Raw genomic sequence first — 20949 nt, 5'->3', positions numbered from 1 at the left:
CCTTGCGCGCCCGTCCCGTCCGGGGACGGCGGGCGGGGCCCAAAAACCAGGCCGCGGCCGTCCCAAGCCGCAGGCCGGGAGGATTCGGCCAAGGACCGTCCGAGGACGGTATGGATTCCCAAGGGTTCCGGGCCGCTATCCGATTTAGGAGCTTCTCTATGGACACCGTCACGAACGACCTGGGCAAGAACGGCTCGAACGCCATGATCGAAAACGTCACCTTCGAAGAAATCCGGATCGGCCAGCAGGCGAGCCTGTCGCGGCGGCTGACCATGTCCGACATCGAGCTGTTCGCGACCGTCTCGGGCGACATCAACCCCGCCCACCTGGACGAGGAATACGCGGCGGACAGCCTGTTCCACAAGGTGATCGGCCATGGCATGTGGTCGGGCTCGCTGATCTCGGCCGTGCTGGGCACGCTGCTGCCGGGGCCGGGCACCATCTACATGGGCCAGGATCTGCGCTTCAAGCGCCCGGTCGGGCTGGGCGACGTCATCACCGTGACGGTCACCGCCAAGGAGAAGCACGACGAGAAGAACATCGTCGTCTTCGACTGCGTCGCCCGCAACCAGGACGGCAAGGAGGTCGTGTCCGGCCTCGCCGAGGTGATCGCGCCGACCAAGAAGGTCCGCCGCGCCGCCCACGAGCTGCCGCAGGTCCAGGTCATCCGCCACGACGGCCATGACGAGCTGCTGCGCAAGACCGAAGCCCTGCCGCCGGTCCCGACCGCGGTCGTCCACCCCTGCGACGAGTCCTCGCTGAAGGGCGCGGTCGAGGCGGCGGAAGCCAACCTGATCGACCCGGTGCTGGTCGGCCCGGCCTCCAAGATCCGCCAGGTCGCCGACCAGTACGGGCTGGACATCAGCCGCTACCGCATCGTCGACGTGCCGCACTCCCACGCCTCGGCCGAGACCGGCGTGAAGCTCGCCCGCGTCGGCGAGTGCGAGGCGGTGATGAAGGGCAGCCTGCACACCGACGAACTGATGGCCGAGGTCGTCCGCAAGGAGACCGGCCTGCGCACCGGCCGGCGGCTCAGCCACGTCTTCGTGATGAACGTCCCGACCTACCCGCGCACGCTGCTGATCACGGACGCCGCGATCAACATCTACCCGACGCTGGAAGACAAGGTCGACATCGTCCAGAACGCCATCGACCTCGCCAAGGTGCTGGGCGTGGAGACTCCGCGCGTCGCCATCCTGTCGGCGGTCGAGACGGTGAACCCGAAGATCGCCTCCACGCTGGAAGCCGCCGCGCTGTGCAAGATGGCCGACCGCGGCCAGATCAAGGGTGGCATCCTCGACGGCCCGCTGGCCTTCGACAACGCCATCAGCCTGGAAGCCGCCAAGACCAAGGGCATCACGTCCGACGTCGCCGGCAAGGCCGACATCCTGCTGGTCCCGGACCTGGAGGCCGGCAACATGCTGGCCAAGCAGCTGTCCTTCCTGGCCAATTCCGACGCCGCCGGCATCGTGCTGGGCGCGCGCGTTCCGATCATCCTGACCAGCCGCGCCGACAACGTCCGCACCCGCCTGGCGAGCTGCGCCGTGGCTGTGCTGTCGGCCGCCGCCCGCCGTCGCGGCGCCGCCGCCGCGGCCGAGTGACCGGCCGGGAATAGGAGGTTTCCGCCATGAGCACAGGAAACGCCATCCTCGTCATCAACGCCGGCTCCTCCAGCCTGAAATTCTCGGTTTTCCGGGAAACCGGGCGGGAGTCGGTGGCGGTGGCGATCAACGGCCAGATCTCGGGCATCGGCACGGCGCCGAAATTCGAGGCCAAGGACACCCACAAGCGCCCGCTCGGCGAGCGCTCCTGGGGAGCCGACGAGCCGTCCGACCGCACCGCTCTGCTGAGCTTCCTGCTCGACTGGATCGAGGGGCATCTGGATGGCGCGAAGCTGGTCGCCGCCGGCCACCGCGTCGTGCATGGCGGGACGCGCCACGCCGCCCCGGTCCTGATCACGCCGGCGGTGATGGAGGAGTTGGAAGGCTTCGTCCCGCTCGCCCCGCTGCACCAGCCGCACAACCTCGCCGCCATCCGCGCGTTGGCCGAGGCGCATCCGGAGCTGCCGCAGGTCGCCTGTTTCGACACCGCCTTCCACCGCGGCCAGCCCTGGCAGGCGCAGACCTTCGCCATCCCGCGCGAGCTGACGGAGGAGGGCGTGCGCCGCTATGGCTTCCACGGCCTCAGCTACGAGTACATCGCCCGCCGCCTGCCGGAACTGGCCCCCGCGCTGGGCGACGGCCGCGTGGTGGTCGCCCATCTCGGCAGCGGCGCCAGCATGTGCGCCATCCACGCCGGGCGCAGCGTGGACAGCACCATGGGCTTCACGGCGCTGGACGGGCTGCCCATGGGCACCCGCTGCGGCACCATCGACCCCGGCGTGCTGATCTACCTGATGCGCCAGAAGGGCATGGGCGCCGACGCGATCGAGAAGCTGCTCTACAACAAGTCGGGCCTGCTCGGCGTGTCGAGCGTCTCCAACGACATGCGCGCCCTGCTGGAGAGCGCCGACCCCCACGCGGCGGAGGCGGTGGAGCTGTTCTGCTTCCGCATCGCCAAGGAAACCGGGGCGCTGGCCTCCTCCATGGGCGGCATCGACGCGCTGGTCTTCACTGCCGGCATCGGCGAACGCTCCGCCCCCGTGCGGGCGCGGGTGGGCGACAAGCTGGCCTGGCTCGGCGTGGTCATCGACCCGGCCGCCAACGAGGCGAACGGCCCGCTGATCTCCGCCCCGAACAGCCGCATCCCCGTCTACGTCATCCCGACCGACGAGGAGCAGATGATCGCCCTGCACACCCAGGAAGCCCTGGACCCGGTCGCGGCCTGATCGTTCGTTGCCAACAAAAAGCCCGCCATCGCAGGATGGCGGGCTTTCTTTTATCTCTGCAGTCTTCGTAGGTTGGGTGGAGCGAAGCGCAACCCAACACACATAGCATGGCGACGATGTTGGGTTTCGCTGACGCTCCACCCAACCTACGCTTCACGCCCCCTCAAATCCCCTTCCAGAGCCGCAGATACTCGATCAGCTTGCGCTCGTAGAAGGGCTGCGGGTGCTGGTAGCGGGCGACGAGGCCGGTTTCCTCGGTCATCTTCACGACGATGCCGCGGCAGGCGAACTCCACCGTCTCGTTCGCCAGTTCGAAGCCGATGCGGAAGTCGAACTGCTGCTTGGCGATTAGGTCGCCGTCATAGGGGCGGATGCGGAACGACCCCAGCGCGAATTCTTCCGGAAGATACTCGTGCCGGTCGACACGGATGTAGGGCGGATTGGCGGGGCGCTCCTTCGGGGCGGTCTGGGCTGCGGCGTTGCCTTTGCCGCGTCCGCTCAATTTCGACAGCCATGACATCGAAGCGCAGGCCCTTTCCCAACACTATCCGGACCAAACAATACCCGGCACCCGGATTTCAATTTCGTCAAATTTCGTCGTTATTCCTTTAGCAATGGTTAACCCGCCGGTGACCCTGTTCGGCCGCTTGATTTTCCGTGCCACGGCGGGCCTTTGCAGCCATTGATGGGCGTTTTTGTCGCATGCCGTGCGGTCATGGCAACCATGACGGTGATTGTGGGCCGCAGCTCTCGTCCAAGACGCGGAAAGTGACTAGTCTTTCATCATTTCACGCGTTTGTTTCGCCGAAGACGAGGGGATGGCGATCACTTCGCAAATGCGGAAATCTTTTTGCAAAGGCGAAATGATCGCAAAATCCCCGCAAGAACAGCCTGTTGCGTGCCGCGTCGATCAAGCCGCGTCTCGTCAAATCTCGACTGTCGGAGGAAGGCAACCATGATGCACCGCAATATCGGGGAACTTCTGGGGCAGCACCGCGTCGTCAGCCTGCCGGCCGGCGCGTCGGTGCGCGAGGCCGCGCGCCAGATGAAGGCCGCGCACGTCGCCTCCGTCATCGTCACGGCGCCCATCGACGAGCACATCGAGGGCATCTTCACCGAACGCGACCTGACCGACCGCGTCGTCGCCGACGGGCTGGATCCCGACCACACGCCGCTGTCGATGGTGATGACGCCGTGCCCGATCACCGCCGACCCCGCCACCAGCGTGGCCGAGGCGCTGCGCCGCATGGCCGGCAACAACCTGCGCCACCTGCCGGTGGTCCAGAACGGCCACGTCGTCGGTGTCGTCTCCATGCGCGACATGATGGGGGAGGAGCTGATGGTTCTGGAGCGCGAGAAGGAGATGATGGACAGCCTGACCGAAGTCATCATGTGACCGGTCACCCGCTGGCCTGAAGGTAACGCCGCCTCACGTCTTCGTGCGGCGGCGTTTTTGCGCTCCGCCCGAGACCGCCGCAGGCGTACATTACCGCCTTCTCGGTTCCTGACGGACTCCAGCGATGCGCCTGCCGTCCATCCATGATTTCGCCGCGGAGGCGACGGACCCCGGCCACTACGCGGCTCTGGGCGCCGACTGGTCGCTGGCGGTGGCGGACGTGGTGGCCAGCACGCGGCTGGCCGCGGAGGGGCGGCACCGCGACGTGAATTTCGTGGCGGCGGCCGTGGTCGCCGTCCTGTCGGAGGCGGTGCGCGACGCGCCGGAGCCCGCCGCCTGCCAGTTCGGCGGCGACGGCGCCATCGCCGCCGTGCCCCCGGGGCGGGAGGCGGCGGCGCGCGCGGCGCTGGCGGCGCTCGCCCACTGGGCGGCCACCGACATGGACGTGCCGCTCCGCGTCGGGCTGGTGCCCGTGTCCGCCCTGCTCGACCAGGGGCTAGAGGTGCTGGCGGCGCTGCACGACTTCGGCAACGGCAACGCCTTCGGCCTGTTCCTGGGCAGCGGGGTCGCCGCCGCCGACGCCTGGGTGAAGTCCGACCCGCGCTGGAGCGTCGCGCCCGCGCCCGGCCCCCTGACGGGGTTGGAGGCGGTGTCCTGCCGCTGGAACCCGGTGCGCGCCGGGCGCGGCACCATCCTGTGCGTGATCGTGGACCCGCTGGCCGGCGGGGCGGAGGGGCTGGCGACGCTGGCCCGCGTCCAGGCGGACATCGAGCGGATCGTGCCGACCGCCGTCGCCGCCCCGCTCGGCATGGGGGAGCGGCTGGAGGTCCGCTGGCCGCCGTCCTGGCGGTCGCTGTGGCTGGAATCGCGGACCCACCCGCGCGGGCGCCGGATCGCCAGCATGGCGGCGGCGCTCGCCAAGTCGGCGGTGCTCGCGGCCATGTTGAGGCTCGGGCTGCACTCCGCCGGCTTCGACCCGGACCACTACCGCCGGTCCCTGGCGGAGCGGTCGGACTTCCGCAAGTCGGCCGGCGGCCCGCGCTTCGTGCTCGACGTGACGGAGGAGGAGGCCGCGGCCATCGACGCCCTGCTGCGCGCCCGGGCCGACGCCGGGCTGATCCGCTACGGCACGGCGCGGGCGCAGTCGACGACCGTGACCTGTCTCGTGGGCGACTTCGCCGCCGACCGGCACGTCCATTTCGTGGACGGCGCCGAACTCGGCTTCTGGCGCGCCTCGGTCATGCTGAAGGCGATGAAGGCCCGGGAAGCGGCTTGAAGAGGTTTCCAACCACAGAGGCACGGAGACACAGAGGGGTGGTTTCTCCGTGTCTCCGTGCCTCTGTGGCGAATTCCTAGGCCCGCCCCATCATCCGGCGGCGCATCTCCGCCTCGTCTACCGTCACGATCTCCGTGCCGATCGGCCAGAGCGCCAGCAGCGCCAGCTTCAGGTGCGCCCAGGCGAAGGGCAGGCCGATGATGGTGACGGCCAGCGCCGCGGCGGCGATCAAATGGCCGATCGCCAGCCACCAGCCGGCCAGCACGAACCAGACGACGTTGCCGAGAAAGCCCAGCCCGCCGGTGCCGATATCCTCGCGGCCGCGGAACTCATCCCGTCGGACGGCGGTTTGTCCAAATGGCAACAGCGTGTACCACGCGATCGTAACCGCCGATCGCGCCCACGGGATGCCGACGATGGTGATGACCATCAGCACGGCCGCGAGGAGCCATCCCGCGGCCATCCAGATGCCGCCGGTCACCACCCACAGGATGTTGAGAAGCAGGTTGATCAGGGGCATGGGGTCTATCTCCTTTGCCCGCAGATGTGGGGATGCGGGGGCGGTGCGCCCAGAGGGTGGGGTCGCAGAAAGTGGCGCATCGAAAGAGGCACCCTTCGGCACCTTGAAGGACGGTCCCGCACGCCACAGTTCGAAAGGGGAAGTTTTGAGCAAAAATCGCTCTCACCCGAAACGGTTTTTCGAATCAGGACGTCTTGGTTTCGAAGGAGCGGAGTCCGCGCTGCACGCCAACCACGGTACCATCGGAGGGGAGGCCGCATGAACGAGGTCCAGATCCACGACGAGTCCACGGAAGTCGCGGCCATCGCGGGGGAAACCGCCACCATGGCGCCCGTGGTCAACGCCATTCTCGGCACTGCCGTCGTCGCCGCCGCCAAGCGCGCCGCCACCGCCGATGTGGTGCACGGCATCGTCGCCGGCTTGCGCCTGCTGCGCTCCGCCGCGGAGGCGGAGGCCGGCTACACCATGGCCGCGGCGATCGACACCGCCATCCGCACCCGCCTGCTGGTGGAGAACATGTCGTCTCTGCGCACCACCGGGCACGAGCCCGACCCGGTGCCGCTGCCGGCCCCGGGGCCGAACGTCGCCGTTTCCGCCGCCATCTTCGTCAGCGCGGCCGAATCCTGCCTGACCGTGAACGCCCACGCGGAGGACAACACGCCGCTGGAACTGGCCGTCTTCGCCTTTTCCACGCAGCTGATCCAGCAGCTGGGCGGGGTGCCGGAATGGCGCACCCTGATGCGGGAACTGCACCGCCCCACCGAACCGCGCGACGAGGCGCCGGAAACGGTCCTTCCGGCCGGCGGGGCGACCATCCATTAGAGGTTCTCTGAAAGATCCGCTGGTAAGACTTTCCACCGGTCATCGCGTCGATTTTCGGCGGGAAGAGCCCATAAAGGGGATTTAAAACGGATTTTTCCTGTGTTCCCGGCCACAGTTCGCGCCTTTTCAGGCCTTTTTATGGTACGGGACAGGATGTGAACGGATCGTTACCTTCGGACTCAAAGGCGGGGGTGAGTCCCGCCCAAGAGGAAGCCAACCGGGGGCGAGGCCTTGACCATTCACAGCAGCGCCGATGGGCATGCCAGTGCCGGATTCGGCATCATGCCGTCGGGCGACGGTGCGGCGCGCTGCGGCGCCCGCGACATCGGGGCCGGGGCGGGCTGCATCGTCGCGGGCGACCCGGCCGGTCGCCGGATCGTGCTGGTGCACGCGAATTCCAGCGAGGCGCGGGCCTGGAACCGCCTTCTGCGCGCCGTTCCGGCTGGGCAGGAGTGGGTGTCGGTCGCTCGGCCCGACCCGGGCCCGACCCCCAATGGGACCTTGGCCGGAGCATCCCTGGTGCGCGGCGGCGATCCGGGCGTGCAGGCGGCGGCGCTGCGCCCGCTGCTGACGCTGCGCCGGGCGCGCAAGCCGCTTCTGGTCGGCTGCGGCACCGGCGTGCCGGTGGCCCTGCGGGCGGCGCTCGATTTCCCGGATCTCGTCGGCGGCCTGCTGCTGGTCGACCCGACGGTCGCCGAGGCCACGCGGCCCAGCGTCCTGCGCCGCCTCGCCGCCCGTCTGATGCCGCCGGCCATCCGCAGCACCGCGGCGGAGCTTCAGTCCATGGGGCCGCTGCTGGCATCCATCCGCGTGCCGGTGACCCTGGTGCAGGGCAAGGACGAGCCGCCGGGCCTGCTCGGCACGCCCTTCCTCGAACAGGCACTGTCGGGATGCCGCAACCTGACCGTGGTGACCGTGCCCGGCGACCACGTCGAGCCCGCCAAGCACGAGCCCGCCGTCCGCACCGCCCTGTCCGCCCTGGTCGCCGCCGTGGAGCGGGGCGGGGCGTAAGGCCAGGCTTCGGTCGCGTAGGTTGGGTGGAGCGTCAGCGAAACCCAACACCCCCCCCCCGCGATGCCGACGATGTTGGGTTCCGCTGACGCTGCACCCAACCTACGGTTCCAATCGATCACAACCCGTTCGCGGTGATCGCCGCCTGCGTGCGGTTGCGCACGCCGAGCTGCCGCAGGATCGCCGTGACGTGCACCTTCACTGTGCCTTCGGTCAGGCCCAGCTCGTGGGCGATCTGCTTGTTCGACTTGCCGTCGCGCAGGCGGTTCAGCACGTCGCGCTGGCGCGGCGTCAGCGTCTCGCTGCCGGCCAGCTGGCCCAGCGCGTCGTCCTCGCCGGCCCCACCACCGCCCATTCCGTAGGCCGCCGCCCCGTGGTCGGCCATGCGCTCGCCGCGGATCGCCTGCTCCGGCAGGTAGACGCCGCCGGCCAGCACGAGCTGAAGCGCGCCCAGCAGAACCTTGGCGCTGCTCGACTTCGGGATGAAGCCGGCCGCCCCGTTCTCCAGCGCGGCCAGCAGGTCGGACCGCTTTTCCGACGCGGAGACCACCACCAGCAGGGCGCGCGGCAGCCGCGCGTGGATCTCCCCCAGCGTCTCGAACCCCGTCCAGCCGGGCATGCCGAGGTCGAGCAGGATCAGGTCGAACGCGGTTTCGCCGTCGCACATCCGCCGTACGTCGTCGAAAGAACTCGCCTCGAAAAAGGTCATGTTCTCGTTCGACAGCACCAGCAGGCGACGCAGGCCATCGCGGAAAAGAAGATGATCGTCGGCGAGCAAAACATTCAAGGCGGGCTTATCCAAGGTTTTGTCCATGGTCTTCCTTGCTGCTGCGCCGCAAGTTCGAAACAAATTGCGCCGTCTTGCGCAGGATATCCAAGCAAGCCTGGGGTGGAAGAGTGTCTTTGGTCTTATGGCGCACCACCTAAGTCGGGAAAGCCACACCTCCTATGGACGCCGTTCAGGCTGCGCAAAACGGCAGGACGCCGGCCGCGGGATGGCGCGGCCGGCGTCCTGGATCACCGGATGGAGAGAGGGAAGGGGGCGTCAGACCACGCTGGCGCTGACCCCCGCCGCTTCGGCCGGCTGGTCGCCGATGCCGTTGTTCAGCGCCCAGATGGCCGCCTGGGTGCGGTTGGAGGCGTTGATCTTGCGCAGCAGGCTCTTCAGATGGACCTTCACCGTCGCCTCCGTGATGTGGAGGTGGTTGGCGATCATCTTGTTGGAGTTGCCGTTCAGCAGGCAGCGCAGGATCTGGATCTCGCGCTGGGACAGGCCCTTGCGGCGGGCGGGGACCTCGGTCGCCAGCTCCTCGGTGCGGCCGCTGACCAGCAGCTCGGCCAGATGGGTCGGGAACACCTTCTCGCCCATCATCACCAGCTTCAGCGACTGCATCAGCGCCTCGCAGGCGATGTCCTTCATCAGGTAGCCGTCGGCGCCGGCGCCCAGCGCGCCGGACAGGCGGCGGGTGCACAGGTCGGTGGTCAGGATGACGATGCGGATGTCCGGATGCTCGGCGCGCAGCTCGCGCATCAGATCGACTTCGTCGTCGCTGCCGTTGGCGAGATCGATGAGGATCAGTTCGGGGCGGGTGCCGGCCGCTTCCACCGCCGGTACGCCTTCACGCAGGCTGCCGGCCTCGCCGATCACGTGGAAAGGCGTGGTCTCGAACAGGCGCTTCATGCCTTCGCGGAAGAGCTTGTTCGCATCGATGAGGAAAACGTTCACGGGATCCATTGTTCCAACCCGCCTTCTGTTTGGTTCAAGTCGGTTGTGTCTATGTCTCGTCCGTGGACACCCGCTCCGCCGATGGGCCGCCTTGAGCGGCTGTCCGTTCGGCATCGGGGTGCCACGATTTGAATGCACCTTACCCCGGATTTGCGGAAACTAAAATTTCCCCAAAGGAGAAGTCGTGTCTCGCAATGGGCATATGTCATAAGCCAAAATAAGACAAAGCGCTCATCGGGTGATCGTCGCGTTTCAGTCGTGGAATAATGGCTGAGACAATGCAGTGAATAGGCCTGTGATCTTCTTGTGACGTTGGCGCGTTGTGGGGAACGTTTCTAAAAGGGACTTGCGGCTGTCGATGTAAGACCGAGGTCGCACAGCGTAACCACGATGGAGATTCGGCCGACCGACGCTAAGCATACATATCATCGGCCGTTCGGCGTGGATCCGGCCCGTTTCATCAAGGGAAGGGGTTCGATGCGCCATCGCGCGTGCTATATACGGGGGCTCTTCAGGAATCCGGTGCCTCATGTCCGACCCCTACGCCTATGACGACCCGCTGAGCCACGCCGCTCCCCCGGCACCCGCGCCGATGCAGCGTTTCGCCTATCTGGACGGCCTGAACCCGGTCCAGCGCGAGGCGGTGGAGGCGCTCGACGGCCCGGTGCTGGTGCTGGCCGGCGCCGGCACGGGCAAGACGCGCGTCCTGACGACGCGGCTGGCGCACCTGCTGATGACGCGCCGGGCGGCCGCCTTCCAGATCCTGGCGGTGACCTTCACCAACAAGGCCGCGCGCGAGATGCGCGAGCGCGTCGCCCATCTGGTGGGGATCGAGCCGGAGGGCTGGTGGCTGGGCACCTTCCACGCGCTCGCCGCGCGCATCCTGCGCCGCCATGCGGAGCTGGTGGGGCTGAAGTCCAACTTCACCATCCTGGACACCGACGACCAGATCCGCCTGATCAAGCAGCTTCTGGAGGCCGAGAACATCGACTCCAAGAAGTGGCCGGCCCGACAGGTGCTGGGCGTGATCGAGCGCTGGAAGGACCGCGGCCTGACCCCGGACAAACTGGGCGAGGCCGACGGCGGCGACGTGGCCGGCGGCCGGGTGGTCGCGCTCTACCGCCAGTACCAGGAGCGGCTGCGCACGCTGAACGCCTGCGACTTCGGCGATCTTCTGCTGCACAACCTCGCCATTTTCCAGAAGCACCCGGACGTGCTGGCCGAGTACCACCGCAAGTTCAAGTACATCCTGGTCGACGAGTACCAGGACACCAACGTGGCGCAGTATCTCTGGCTGCGCATCCTCTCCCAGGCGCACAAGAACATCTGCTGCGTGGGCGACGAGGACCAGTCGATCTACGCCTGGCGCGGGGCGGAGATCGGCAACATCCTGCGCTTCGAGGCCGACTTCCCCGGCGCCAAGGTGATCAAGCTGGAGCAGAACTACCGCTCCACCGGGCATATCCTGGCCGCGGCCTCCGGCCTGATCGCCAACAACAAGGGGCGGCTCGGCAAGACGCTGTGGACCCAGGCCGACGGCGGGGATCCGGTGCGCGTGCGCGGCGTCTGGGACGGCGAGGAGGAGGCGCGCTGGGTCGGCGACGAGATCGAGGCGATGCAGCGCCAGGGCACCCCGCTCTCCCAGGTCGCCGTGCTGGTCCGCGCCGGCTTCCAGACCCGCGAGTTCGAGGAGCGCTTCATCACGCTGGGCCTTCCCTACCGCGTGATCGGCGGCCCGCGCTTCTACGAGCGGCAGGAAATCCGCGACGCCATGGCCTATCTGCGCGTGGTGCACTCGCCCGACGACGACCTCGCCTTCGAGCGCATCATCAACCTGCCCAAGCGCGGCATCGGCCCGGCGGCGCTGCAATGCCTCTACCAGGCGGCGCGCGGGCGCGGCGTGTCGCTGACCGAGGCCGGCTGGGCGCTGACCGAGACGGACGAGCTGAAGCCCAAGCTGCGCGCGACGCTCCGCGCGCTGCTCCAGGACTTCTTCCGCTGGCGCACCATGATGGCGACGGTGCCGCACACCGACCTCGCCCGCACCATCCTGGACGAGTCCGGCTACACCCGCATGTGGCAGCAGGACAAGACGCCGGAGGCCCCGGGCCGGCTGGAGAACCTGAAGGAATTGATCACCGCCATGGCGGAGTTCGAGAACCTGCCGGGCTTCCTGGAACATGTCGCCCTGGTCATGGAGAACGCGGAGGCCGCCGGCACCGACCAGGTCACGGTGATGACCCTGCACGGCGCCAAGGGGCTGGAGTTCGACATGGTCTTCCTGCCCGGCTGGGAGGAGGGCGTGTTCCCCAACCAGCGCGCGCTGGACGAGACCGGCATCGCCGGCCTGGAGGAGGAGCGGCGGCTCGCCTACGTCGGCCTGACCCGCGCCCGCAAGCGCGCCACCATCAGCCACGCGGCCAACCGGCGCCTCTACGGCAACTGGGTCAGCGCCATCCCCTCCCGCTTCGTGGAGGAAATCCCCAACGACCACGTCGACGCCGAGGCCGCCAGCGGTCTCTACCCCGGCGGCGGTGGCGGGAACGCCTACGGCGGTGGTGGCGGCTTCCGCGAATCCTCCGCCTATTCGGCCTTCCGCAGCGCGTCTCGCCAGCAGGCCCCCGCTCCGCGCACCATCACGCTCGACGGCAGCTCCTACCATGTGGAGCCGCGCGCCCGGCCGAACGCGCCCTTCCCCAAGGGCGCGCGCGTGTTCCACCAGAAGTTCGGCTACGGCACCGTCACCGCGGTGGAGCAGGACAAGCTGGAAATCGACTTCGACCACGCCGGCGTGAAAAAGGTGATGGATAGCTTCGTGGTCCCGGCCGAGAAGGCGGGGTGAGGGCCCAACGCGACCACCCTCCGGTGCTGCCGAATGTCGCACCCGTGACGACCATCACAGCCCAAAGGCTTTCCAACCGGTAAATATGGGTTTCCGAGTTGCAGAAATCAGTCGGGAACCCAACCGGTGTTCGGCAAGAGCAGCACAGCGTTCGAGGTCCAGGTCCGTCGCGAGGGCCGGTGGGTGATCGAGGCCTCCTTCTTCGAGGAGGCCTCGGCGCTGTCCTGCGCCCGGGTTCAGATGACCAGCGGCGGCGTGGAGGAGGTGAAGGTCTTCAAGCACCGCTCGCTCGCCGGCCTGTCGCTGGAAACGCTGGTCTTCCACAAGACCGTGCCGGTGGTGAAGGACAAGCCGATGCTGCTCGGCGGCACGGCGGAGGGGGCGCCGGTCTGCACCGGCCCCGACGGCCTCTACAGCTTCGAATCGCGCGTGGTGATCAACCGGCTGCTGCGCGCCTTCCTAGACAAGTTCCGCATCACCCCGACCGAACTCCTCCACTCCTTCACCTACCTGCGCAAGCTGGACGAGCAGGGCATCCTGCTGGGCGCGGCCCTCCAGGCGGTGGCGCGCCACCACGCCGACCTGCACGGCTTCGCCGTCCCGGCGCGGGCGCGGGAGCTGCGCGGCTTCACCGACGTCGTGATGACCCGCGCCCGCGACTTCCAGGCGGAGCGCAAGCGCCTGCCGGCCTTCGACCCCAAGGACCTCCCCGCCACCAGCCGGGCCATCGAGCTTGCGGTGGGGGAGGCGCGGCACGACGCGGTCTTCCTCGGCCAGCTCACCCACCATCTGGCCGACCGCAACTCGCTGGGCGGCAAGCTCGACCTGCTGCTGGACCTGATCGACGACGACAGCGAGCCGCGCCACCTCGCCCTGATCGACGGGGTGATGGCCGACACGCTGGGCTCGGCCGACGTGGTGAAGGACCTGCTGGGCGCGCAGCCGAACCTGGCCATGGGGCTGTGCGTGCTGGCCGACCACATCCTCGGCCGCGACCCCGACCCCAAGGGCGAGCCGGCGAGCGCGCTGCTGGCCCGCGTCGGCGACCTGATCGTGCACGGCCGCACGCCCTGCTGCCGCGCCGTCCTGGTGGACCGCATCCGCCACGCCCTGAACGGCGCCCAGCCGCTCGACCGCCGCGACCCGAAGAAGGAAGCGCTGCTCGCCGACCACCTCGCCACCCACCTGCGCGACGGGCAGGGGCGGATGCTGGGCGGCCCCGACTCCGAAAAAGCGCTCGCCCGCCGCCTGATCCGCCACCGCCAGACCATCCTGCGCGAACAGGGCATGCACGACATCGCGGACCGCCTGTCGGGGCGGTGAGGGGCGTCGAGTGTTGCTGGGGTGCTTCGGTGTTGACGGGGATTCACCACAAAGACACAAAGGGCACAAAGAATTTCACAAAGGGGTCCTGGCTTGGAAACGGCTGTCTCCGCTTCGCTGAACGGCTTGTCGCGCGAGGTGGTGGACGCGGCTTACACGGTCCACAGCCGGCTCGGCCCCGGTCTGCTCGAGTCCGTTTACGAGACATGCCTCGCCTATGAACTGTCCAAGCGTGGCATCGGGGTCAAACGCCAGCTGGTTGTTCCCGTCTATTACGACGACATCCGGATCGACGAGGGATTTCGGATTGATCTCCTGATCGAAGACTCAATCGTCATCGAAATCAAGTCGGTCGAGCGTTCCCTGCCGGTCTACGAAGCACAGCTTCTGACCTACCTGAAGATGACCGGGCATCGTCTGGGATTCCTGATGAACTTCAACGTGTCGCGCTTCAAGGACGGTGTCCGGCGCATGGTGCTTTGACGGGCCGGAACCGCTTTGTGAAATTCTTTGTGTCTTAGTGTCTTAGTGGTAAAACCCCCGCCATCGCGACGATCATCCGAAAAGCGGATCCCCCATGTCCCCCACCAAGCTCTGGCGCATCGCGCTCGTCGTTCCCGAGGCCCATGCCCCCGCTTTCGCCGACGCGGTCGGCGACCACGCCGATGCGGTTTCGACCTTCGAGCTGGAGGAGGGCGGCAACTGGCTGGTCGAGGCGACGCTCTACGGCCAGCCGGACGAGGCGCGGCTGAACGCCCGCGTCGCCGTGCTGGCGGAGGCCGTGGGCATCCCTGAGCCGGCGCTCGCCATCGAGGAACTGCCGGCGATCGACTGGGTCTCGCACAGCTACCAGGGTTTTCCGCCGATCCAGGCCGGGCGCTTCTTCGTGCACGGCTCCCACCACGAGGGCATCGTGCCGGCCGGCAGCATCCCGCTGCTGGTGGACGCCGCCACCGCCTTTGGCACGGGAGAGCACGGCTCGACCAAGGGCTGCCTGCTGGCGCTCGACCGTCTGGCGCGGCGCATGACGCTGCCGCGCGGCGGGCGGGGCGGGGCGCTCGACATGGGCTGCGGCTCCGGCATCCTGGCGCTCGCCGTGGCCAAGCGCTGGGGCATCCCGGTGACCGCCGTGGACATCGACCCGGAGGCGGTGCGCGTCACCCGCGTCAACGCCGCCCTCAACGGCGTGAAGGCCCGCATCCGGGCGCAGGGCGGCGACGGCTACCACACGCCGGTCGTGGGCAAGCACAAGCCCTATGGCCTGATCACCGCCAACATCCTGGCCCGCCCGCTGGCCCGCATGGCGCCGAAGCTGACCCGCCACCTGAAGCGCGGCGGCGTCTGCGTGCTGGCCGGCCTGCTGAACCGGCAGGAGCGCCACGTCATCCAGGCCCACCGCACCCAGGGCCTGCACCTCGTCTCCCGCATCCCGGTCGGCGAGTGGACCACGCTCGTGATGAAGCGGCCGAAGCGGAAGGCGGCTAAGGGCTGATCGCCTTTTTGCGGCCGCGCCCTCCGTGCGCCATGTGCCTCTTGCCGGGGACAAGCGTTATGTCCCCAGCAACCAGGACGATTTTTGCGGAGGACCGATGCTGAACCGGATCAGGGCGCTGTTCAATGAGACCGACACCGGCGACGCCGACCACGAAACCCTTCAGGCCGCGGCGGCCGCCCTGCTGGTCGAGGCGGCCCGCACCGACGACACCATTTCGGCGCCGGAGCGGAACCGCATCATCGACGTGACGCGCCGCCATTTCAAACTGACCCAGGAGGAAGCGCAGGAGCTTCTGTCCGCCGCCGTGTTCGACACGGAGGGCGCCTCCCCCTACCACCGCTACGTCACCGTCATCAACGACCGCTGCCCGCCCGACAAGCGCCTCTGGATCATCGAGATGCTGTGGGAGGTGGCCTACGCCGACGGCACCCTGAACGACCTGGAAGCCAACCTGCTGCGCCGCATCGGCGGCCTGCTGCACGTCTCCGAAGTCGAACGCGGCGAGGCCCGCAAGCGCGTGCTGGAACGGCTGGGCCTGCCGGAAGACACGGGGTTGTAGCGCCGGCTGGAGGGTTTTCACCACAGAGGCACGGAGACACAGAGACTTCCTCTAATACGCGTTCTGGCACCTGCCCGCTGGTCGAGGAGGGGAGGAGTCTCTAAAATTTGTCTGTGTCTCCGTGTCTCTGTGGTGAATCGCTCCCCCCACCGACACCCCGCACCCCGCCTACGCCCTTTCCCGCGCTTGCGCCCCGCGGCGTCCCTGCCTAGCCTGTTGCGCATCGGCTTCACCGGACGAGGATAAGGACCCGTGTCCAGCGCGTACCGCGGCGACGAAACTCTGGCGCAACTTCTGGCGGGGGCGGGGCTCGCGCAGACCCCCGCGGGGATCCGCGACCTCGTGGCGGGCGTGCTCGCCGCGCCCGAGGGCACCGATCCCGACGCTTGGCTCGTTCTGGTCGGGGATAAGCTCCCGGACGACCTCGCCGGCCAGCTCCGCGCGCTGAAGGCGCAGCTCGCCGCCGCGCACGCGGTCACGCACGCGCCGGACCACGCCGCCCGCCTCGCGTCCCTGCGCGCCGCGCTGAAGCGGCGCGGGCTGGACGGATTCGTCGTCCCGCGCGGCGACGAGCATCAGGGCGAGTATGTCCCGCCGCGCGCCCAGCGCCTCGCCTGGCTGACCGGCTTCACCGGCTCCGCGGGCCAGGCCGTGGTGGCGGCGGAGCGTGCGGCCATCTTCGTGGATGGCCGCTACACGCTCCAGGTCCAGGCCGAGGTGTCGCGCGACCTCTACGAGTACAAGCATCTGGTGGAAGACCCGCTGCTGGACTGGGTGGCCGACGCGCTGCCGGCCGGCGGGCGGCTCGGCTACGATCCCTGGCTGCACACCGCCGGCTGGGTGGAGCGCACCCGCCAACAGGCGGAGCGCGCCGGGCTGACGCTGGTCGCCTGCGAGGACAACCCGGTGGACTCCGTCTGGGCCGACCAGCCGCCGCCGCCGCTCGCTCCGGTCGAAGCGCAGGATCTTCCCTTCGCCGGCGTGCCCGCGGCGGAGAAGCGCGCGCGCCTTGCCGACGATCTGGCCCGCAACGGCATCGGCGCCGTGGTGCTGACCCAGCCCGACTCCATCGCCTGGCTGCTGAACATCCGGGGCGCCGACGTGCCCTGCACGCCGCTGCCGCTGTCTTTCGCCATCCTGAAGGACGACGGGGCGGTGGACCTGTTCATCGACCGCCGCAAGCTGGCGCCCGGCGTCGAGTCCCACCTCGGCAACCAAGTCGCCGTGCGCGCGCCGGAGGAGCTGGGCGCGGCACTCGACGCGCTCGGCCGCGGCGGGCGCAAGGTGATGGCCGATCCGGCCTCCACATCGGCCTGGATCTTCGACCGGCTGCACATGGCAGGATCGAAGATCGAGCGCGAGCCCGACCCCTGCGCCCTGCCCAAGGCCTGCAAGAACGACGCGGAGTTGGCCGGCACCCGCGCCGCCCACGCCCGCGACGGCGCGGCGCTCGTCCGCTTCCTGCACTGGCTGTCGGAAGAGGCGCCCAAGGGAACCGTGACGGAGATCGCCGCGGCCGAGCGCCTGTACGAGTTCCGCCGCACCAACGACCGCTTCCGCGGCCTCAGCTTCGAGACCATCTCCGGGGCGGGCCCGAACGGCGCCATCGTCCATTACCGCGTGTCGGAGGCGACCGACCGCCGGCTGGAGCCGGGCAGCCTCTTCCTGCTGGACAGCGGCGCGCAGTACCGGGACGGCACCACCGACGTGACGCGCACCATCGCCATCGGCACGCCGACGCCGGAGATGAAGGAGCGCTTCACCCTCGTGCTGAAGGGGCACATCGCGCTCAGCACCGCGCGTTTCCCGCGCGGCACGACCGGGTCGCAGCTCGACGCGCTGGCGCGCCGGCCGCTGTGGTCGGCGGGGCTCGACTACGACCACGGCACGGGGCACGGGGTCGGCAGCTTCCTGTCGGTGCACGAGGGGCCGCAGCGTGTGTCCAAGGTGCCGAACACGGTGGCGCTCCAGCCCGGCATGATCCTGTCGAACGAGCCCGGCTACTACAAGACCGGCGCCTACGGCATCCGCATTGAGAACCTGGTCGTCGTGCGGCCGCTCGACCTGCCCATGGCGGAGCGGCCGATGCTGGAGTTCGAGGTGCTGACCCTGGCCCCGATCGACCGCACCCTGATCGAGCCGACCCTGCTGACCCAGGAGGAGGTCGTCTGGCTGAACGCCTACCACGCCCGCGTGCGCGAGGCGCTGGCGCCCCGGCTCGACCCTGTGGTGGCGGAGTGGCTGGGGCAGGCAACCTCCCCGATCATCCTATGACCGCCGGAGTGCGCATCGGTTTGATATATCACGCATCGTAAAGCCTGGGGCGGCAAAACATCCCGTGCGTTCGGGCGTGAAATCTGGCAAGGTCCGCACCCGGCGCATTGCCTGCCCGTTCGGGCTGCCCCGGCCGTGACCGTTGCCGATCCCCTGGGGATTCCCTGGCGATCCGCGACGTTTCGGCGCGGTTGGTAACCCGAAATTTACGAGCATGCTGCACTGTGCCGCAGAGGGATGACTTTTCGGCAGACTTAGGGCACAGAGTCCTTGAGGTATCACAGTCGGAACCAGTCCTCGACGATCGGCGCGTGGCGGCGGCACCGGCCGCACCCAGGGGCCGGTCGGGATGAGCGCCGGGCCGGGGCCTAGCAACGGAAGAATGCGGAGACGCGTAGATGAAGATCCTTGTCGTCGATGACTACGCCACCATGCGGCGCATCGTGCGGAACCTCCTGACCCAGATCGGCTACACGGACATCGACGAAGCCGGCGACGGCGTCTCGGCGCTGGCGAAGCTGCGCGAGAGCAAGTTCGGCCTCATCATTTCCGACTGGAACATGGAGCCGATGACCGGCCTGCAGCTCCTGAAGGAAATCCGCGCCGACGCCAAGCTCGCCGCGACGCCCTTCATCATGGTCACCGCCGAAAGCAAGACGGAGAACGTGATCGCCGCCAAGCAGGCGGGCGTGAACAACTACATCGTCAAGCCCTTCAACGCCGACACGCTGAAGCAGAAGATCCAGGCCGTTATCGGCGGGTAAGGCCAAGCCGCTATCGGTGCTTAAGGAGAGTCCGGTTTGGACCAGCTTCCGCAGCTTTCCGAGGAAGAGTTCGACCAGATCGAGGAAGCGATCGCCCGCACCACCAAGGGGCGCGCCTTCCTCCGCCGCTTCCACCGCCGGGCCCACGGGGCCGCGGCGGAGGAGGTGCGCAAGATGCTCGTGGAGTTCCGCGACTCCTGGCATCGGCAGAACCAGGTGGTCGAGGCCGCCAAGCACGTCGAGGTGCTGCGGCGCGAGCTGATGGAGATGGCCGCCTCCATCGAGCAGGCCCGGCGCGAGGTGGCGGCACTCCGCCCGCCCGACGGGTCGAGCGACAAGATCACCTCGGCCACCAACGAGCTGGACGCCATCGTCATCTCCACCGAACGGGCCTCCTTCGAGATCCTGAACGCCGCCGAACGGCTGATGGATCTCTCGGGCAAGCTGCGGGCGGAAGGCGCCAACGCGGGCCTGTGCGGCGAGATCGAGGGGGAGGTGACCAACATCTTCACCGCCTGCTCGTTCCAGGACCTGACCGGCCAGCGCACCAGCAAGGTCGTCAACGCGCTCCGCTACATCGAGCAGCGCGTCAACGCCATGATCGGCATCTGGGGTGCGGAAGGGCTGGCGGACTTCAAGATCCAGACGGAGGTCACCGACCACCGGCCGGACGCCCACCTGCTCAACGGCCCGCAGCTGGATGGGCTCGGCGTCAGCCAGGCGGACGTCGACAGCATGTTCGACAGCCCCGCGGTGGCCGCGGCGCCCCCGCCGCCGCCCGCGCCGGAACCGCCCCCGGCTCCGGCCCCGGTTCAATCCAGCCAGGCGGACATCGACAGCCTGTTCGACAGCCCGGCGCCCGCCGCGGCCCCCGTTCAGGCGAGCCAGGCGGACATCGACAGCATGTTCGACGCCCCGGCGCCCGCCCCGGCGAAGAAGCCGGTGCCCAAGCCGCCGTCGGCGGCAAAGCCGGTGCCGAAGCCGGCGCCCAAGCCGGCCGCCAAGCCGGCGGCACCGCCACCCCCGGCCGCCGCTTCCGATGAACCGCCAGCCCCGCTCGACCAAGCGGCCATCGACGCCCTGTTCGGGTGACGGAGCGGCCAGGACCTGGGGAGAGCGAGCAACCGTCACGAAACCGTAGGCAAAATTTTACGAAAAGCTTGATAATCCTATCGCCGCCCGCCGGGGCCACCGCAAACCCGGTTCGACGCTTCGGCGGGCTGTGCCCACCTGACGGCCCATTGGCCGCGTGATCGGAAAGGCGCAGCCTGCATGAGGAATTCCTCGAAGCCCTTCATGGCCGAGATCCAGAAGGCCCGCCGCAACGGCCATCCCTTCCAGGCGCCGGCGGACGAGGCGGCGGCGGCCCCCGTCGCGCTGCCGGCCGGCCCCTTGCAGGTGGACCACAGCGAGGTGATGCGCGCCATCGACCATCTCGGCGCGAAGCTCGACCGCTTCCTGACCATGGACGCGCAGCAGATCGAGCACATCCAGGTCGAGATCGCCGACATCTCCGGCCGAATCAAGGCGACCAAGGTGGAAATGGCGGCCATCCGCCACCCGCTGGCCGGCGACGACAAGTTCCAGCAGGCCTCGCAGGAGCTGAGCGCCGTCGTCTCCGCGACGGAGGCCGCGACCAACACCATCATGGCCTGCGCGGAGGAGCTGGAGGAGGTCGTCCACGAGCTGAAGTCGTCGTTGCCGGAGGGCTACCACAACGACCGCGTCAACGACATGAACGAGATCATCGTCCGCATCTACGAGGCCTGCAACTTCCAGGACCTGACCGGACAGCGCATCACCAAGGTCGTCCGCGCCCTGACCTTCATCGAGGAGCGCGTCGACGCCATGATGGGCCACTGGAACAAGCGCGAGTTCGAAGCGATGCCCCTGCCGCCGACCGTCACCAAGATGGACGAGAGCCTGGAACTGCACGGCCCCGGCGACCACCAGGAAATGGGCAACATCAGCCAGGCCGACATCGACGCCCTGTTCGCGTAAGCGCTTCTTCCCCTCTCCCAGCGGGGCTGGGAGAGGGGAAGAAGCGCCAAGTCTCACTCTTTCGCCCAAGCGACTTGCCGCGTCCGTGCCTGGGCGTGCTATACAGGGGCAAT

General features: G+C 68.5%; 19 protein-coding genes. 15 read left to right on the top strand and 4 right to left on the bottom strand.

Annotated features, from left to right (window positions below; genetic code table 11):
* The first annotated feature begins 158 nt into the window (after nt 1-158).
* Nucleotides 159-1601, top strand: coding sequence for a bifunctional enoyl-CoA hydratase/phosphate acetyltransferase (locus J2851_RS25645; RefSeq protein WP_246500924.1), 1443 nt, complete (start codon nt 159-161; stop codon nt 1599-1601).
* Nucleotides 1602-1627: 26 nt separating this feature from the next.
* On the top strand, nt 1628-2827 hold the full coding sequence (locus tag J2851_RS25640; RefSeq protein WP_209769841.1) for an acetate/propionate family kinase: 1200 nt from the start codon (nt 1628-1630) through the stop codon (nt 2825-2827).
* Between the two features lie 163 nt (nt 2828-2990).
* Here the strand turns inward: J2851_RS25640 and J2851_RS25635 are convergent, their stop codons facing one another.
* The gene (locus J2851_RS25635) at nt 2991-3329 is read right to left on the bottom strand and encodes a hypothetical protein (protein WP_246500923.1); all 339 of its coding nucleotides are present in this window, start codon (nt 3327-3329) and stop codon (nt 2991-2993) included.
* A gap of 453 nt (nt 3330-3782) precedes the next feature.
* On the opposite strand from J2851_RS25635, the gene J2851_RS25630 reads away from it, so the two are divergent.
* On the top strand, nt 3783-4223 hold the full coding sequence (locus J2851_RS25630; protein WP_246500922.1) for a CBS domain-containing protein: 441 nt from the start codon (nt 3783-3785) through the stop codon (nt 4221-4223).
* A gap of 124 nt (nt 4224-4347) precedes the next feature.
* Complete coding sequence (locus J2851_RS25625) at nt 4348-5499, top strand: DUF3095 family protein (RefSeq protein WP_209769838.1); 1152 nt, start codon at nt 4348-4350, stop codon at nt 5497-5499.
* A 76-nt stretch (nt 5500-5575) separates the two neighbouring features.
* On the opposite strand, the gene J2851_RS25620 is transcribed toward J2851_RS25625, so the two are convergent.
* Entirely contained in the window at nt 5576-6019 is a 444-nt protein-coding gene (locus J2851_RS25620) for a YccF domain-containing protein (protein WP_209769836.1), read from the bottom strand.
* A gap of 258 nt (nt 6020-6277) precedes the next feature.
* Here J2851_RS25620 and J2851_RS25615 point away from each other — a divergent pair, with 258 nt between their 5' ends.
* Nucleotides 6278-6841 (top strand): hypothetical protein, encoded by a 564-nt coding sequence (locus J2851_RS25615; protein WP_209769835.1) that lies wholly within the window; start codon nt 6278-6280, stop codon nt 6839-6841.
* Between the two features lie 231 nt (nt 6842-7072).
* Entirely contained in the window at nt 7073-7852 is a 780-nt protein-coding gene (locus tag J2851_RS25610; RefSeq protein WP_209769834.1) for an alpha/beta fold hydrolase, read from the top strand.
* Between the two features lie 118 nt (nt 7853-7970).
* Here the strand turns inward: J2851_RS25610 and J2851_RS25605 are convergent, their stop codons facing one another.
* Together J2851_RS25605 and J2851_RS25600 are read right to left on the bottom strand one after the other, a co-directional pair.
* Nucleotides 7971-8639 (bottom strand): LuxR C-terminal-related transcriptional regulator, encoded by a 669-nt coding sequence (locus J2851_RS25605; RefSeq protein ID WP_209769833.1) that lies wholly within the window; start codon nt 8637-8639, stop codon nt 7971-7973.
* Between the two features lie 258 nt (nt 8640-8897).
* Nucleotides 8898-9587 (bottom strand): LuxR C-terminal-related transcriptional regulator, encoded by a 690-nt coding sequence (locus J2851_RS25600; RefSeq protein WP_209769832.1) that lies wholly within the window; start codon nt 9585-9587, stop codon nt 8898-8900.
* Nucleotides 9588-10107: 520 nt separating this feature from the next.
* Here J2851_RS25600 and J2851_RS25595 point away from each other — a divergent pair.
* From J2851_RS25595 to J2851_RS25555, 9 genes are all read left to right on the top strand, one after another.
* Nucleotides 10108-12420 carry an ATP-dependent helicase gene (locus tag J2851_RS25595; protein WP_209769831.1) on the top strand — a complete coding sequence of 771 codons (2313 nt, stop codon included), beginning with the start codon at nt 10108-10110 and terminating at the stop codon, nt 12418-12420.
* Between the two features lie 126 nt (nt 12421-12546).
* Nucleotides 12547-13743 (top strand): hypothetical protein, encoded by a 1197-nt coding sequence (locus J2851_RS25590; RefSeq protein ID WP_209769830.1) that lies wholly within the window; start codon nt 12547-12549, stop codon nt 13741-13743.
* A 93-nt stretch (nt 13744-13836) separates the two neighbouring features.
* Complete coding sequence (locus tag J2851_RS25585) at nt 13837-14226, top strand: GxxExxY protein (RefSeq protein ID WP_209769829.1); 390 nt, start codon at nt 13837-13839, stop codon at nt 14224-14226.
* A 94-nt stretch (nt 14227-14320) separates the two neighbouring features.
* Nucleotides 14321-15235 carry a 50S ribosomal protein L11 methyltransferase gene (locus J2851_RS25580; protein ID WP_209769827.1) on the top strand — a complete coding sequence of 305 codons (915 nt, stop codon included), beginning with the start codon at nt 14321-14323 and terminating at the stop codon, nt 15233-15235.
* Nucleotides 15236-15332: 97 nt separating this feature from the next.
* Nucleotides 15333-15797, top strand: coding sequence for a tellurite resistance TerB family protein (locus J2851_RS25575; protein WP_209769825.1), 465 nt, complete (start codon nt 15333-15335; stop codon nt 15795-15797).
* A gap of 252 nt (nt 15798-16049) precedes the next feature.
* Nucleotides 16050-18071, top strand: coding sequence for a M24 family metallopeptidase (locus J2851_RS25570; protein ID WP_209769823.1), 2022 nt, complete (start codon nt 16050-16052; stop codon nt 18069-18071).
* A gap of 398 nt (nt 18072-18469) precedes the next feature.
* On the top strand, nt 18470-18835 hold the full coding sequence (locus tag J2851_RS25565) for a chemotaxis response regulator CheY (RefSeq protein WP_012974572.1): 366 nt from the start codon (nt 18470-18472) through the stop codon (nt 18833-18835).
* 36 nt (nt 18836-18871) lie between these two features.
* On the top strand, nt 18872-19927 hold the full coding sequence (locus tag J2851_RS25560; protein ID WP_209769821.1) for a hypothetical protein: 1056 nt from the start codon (nt 18872-18874) through the stop codon (nt 19925-19927).
* Nucleotides 19928-20107: 180 nt separating this feature from the next.
* Nucleotides 20108-20836 carry a protein phosphatase CheZ gene (locus J2851_RS25555; RefSeq protein WP_209769819.1) on the top strand — a complete coding sequence of 243 codons (729 nt, stop codon included), beginning with the start codon at nt 20108-20110 and terminating at the stop codon, nt 20834-20836.
* The last annotated feature ends 113 nt before the right edge of the window (nt 20837-20949 follow it).

Source organism: Azospirillum rugosum (assembly GCF_017876155.1).
Taxonomy (GTDB): Bacteria; Pseudomonadota; Alphaproteobacteria; order Azospirillales; family Azospirillaceae; genus Azospirillum; species Azospirillum rugosum.
The sequence above is the reverse complement of the archived record's forward strand: the minus strand, read 5'-3'. Positions and strand labels throughout refer to the sequence as shown.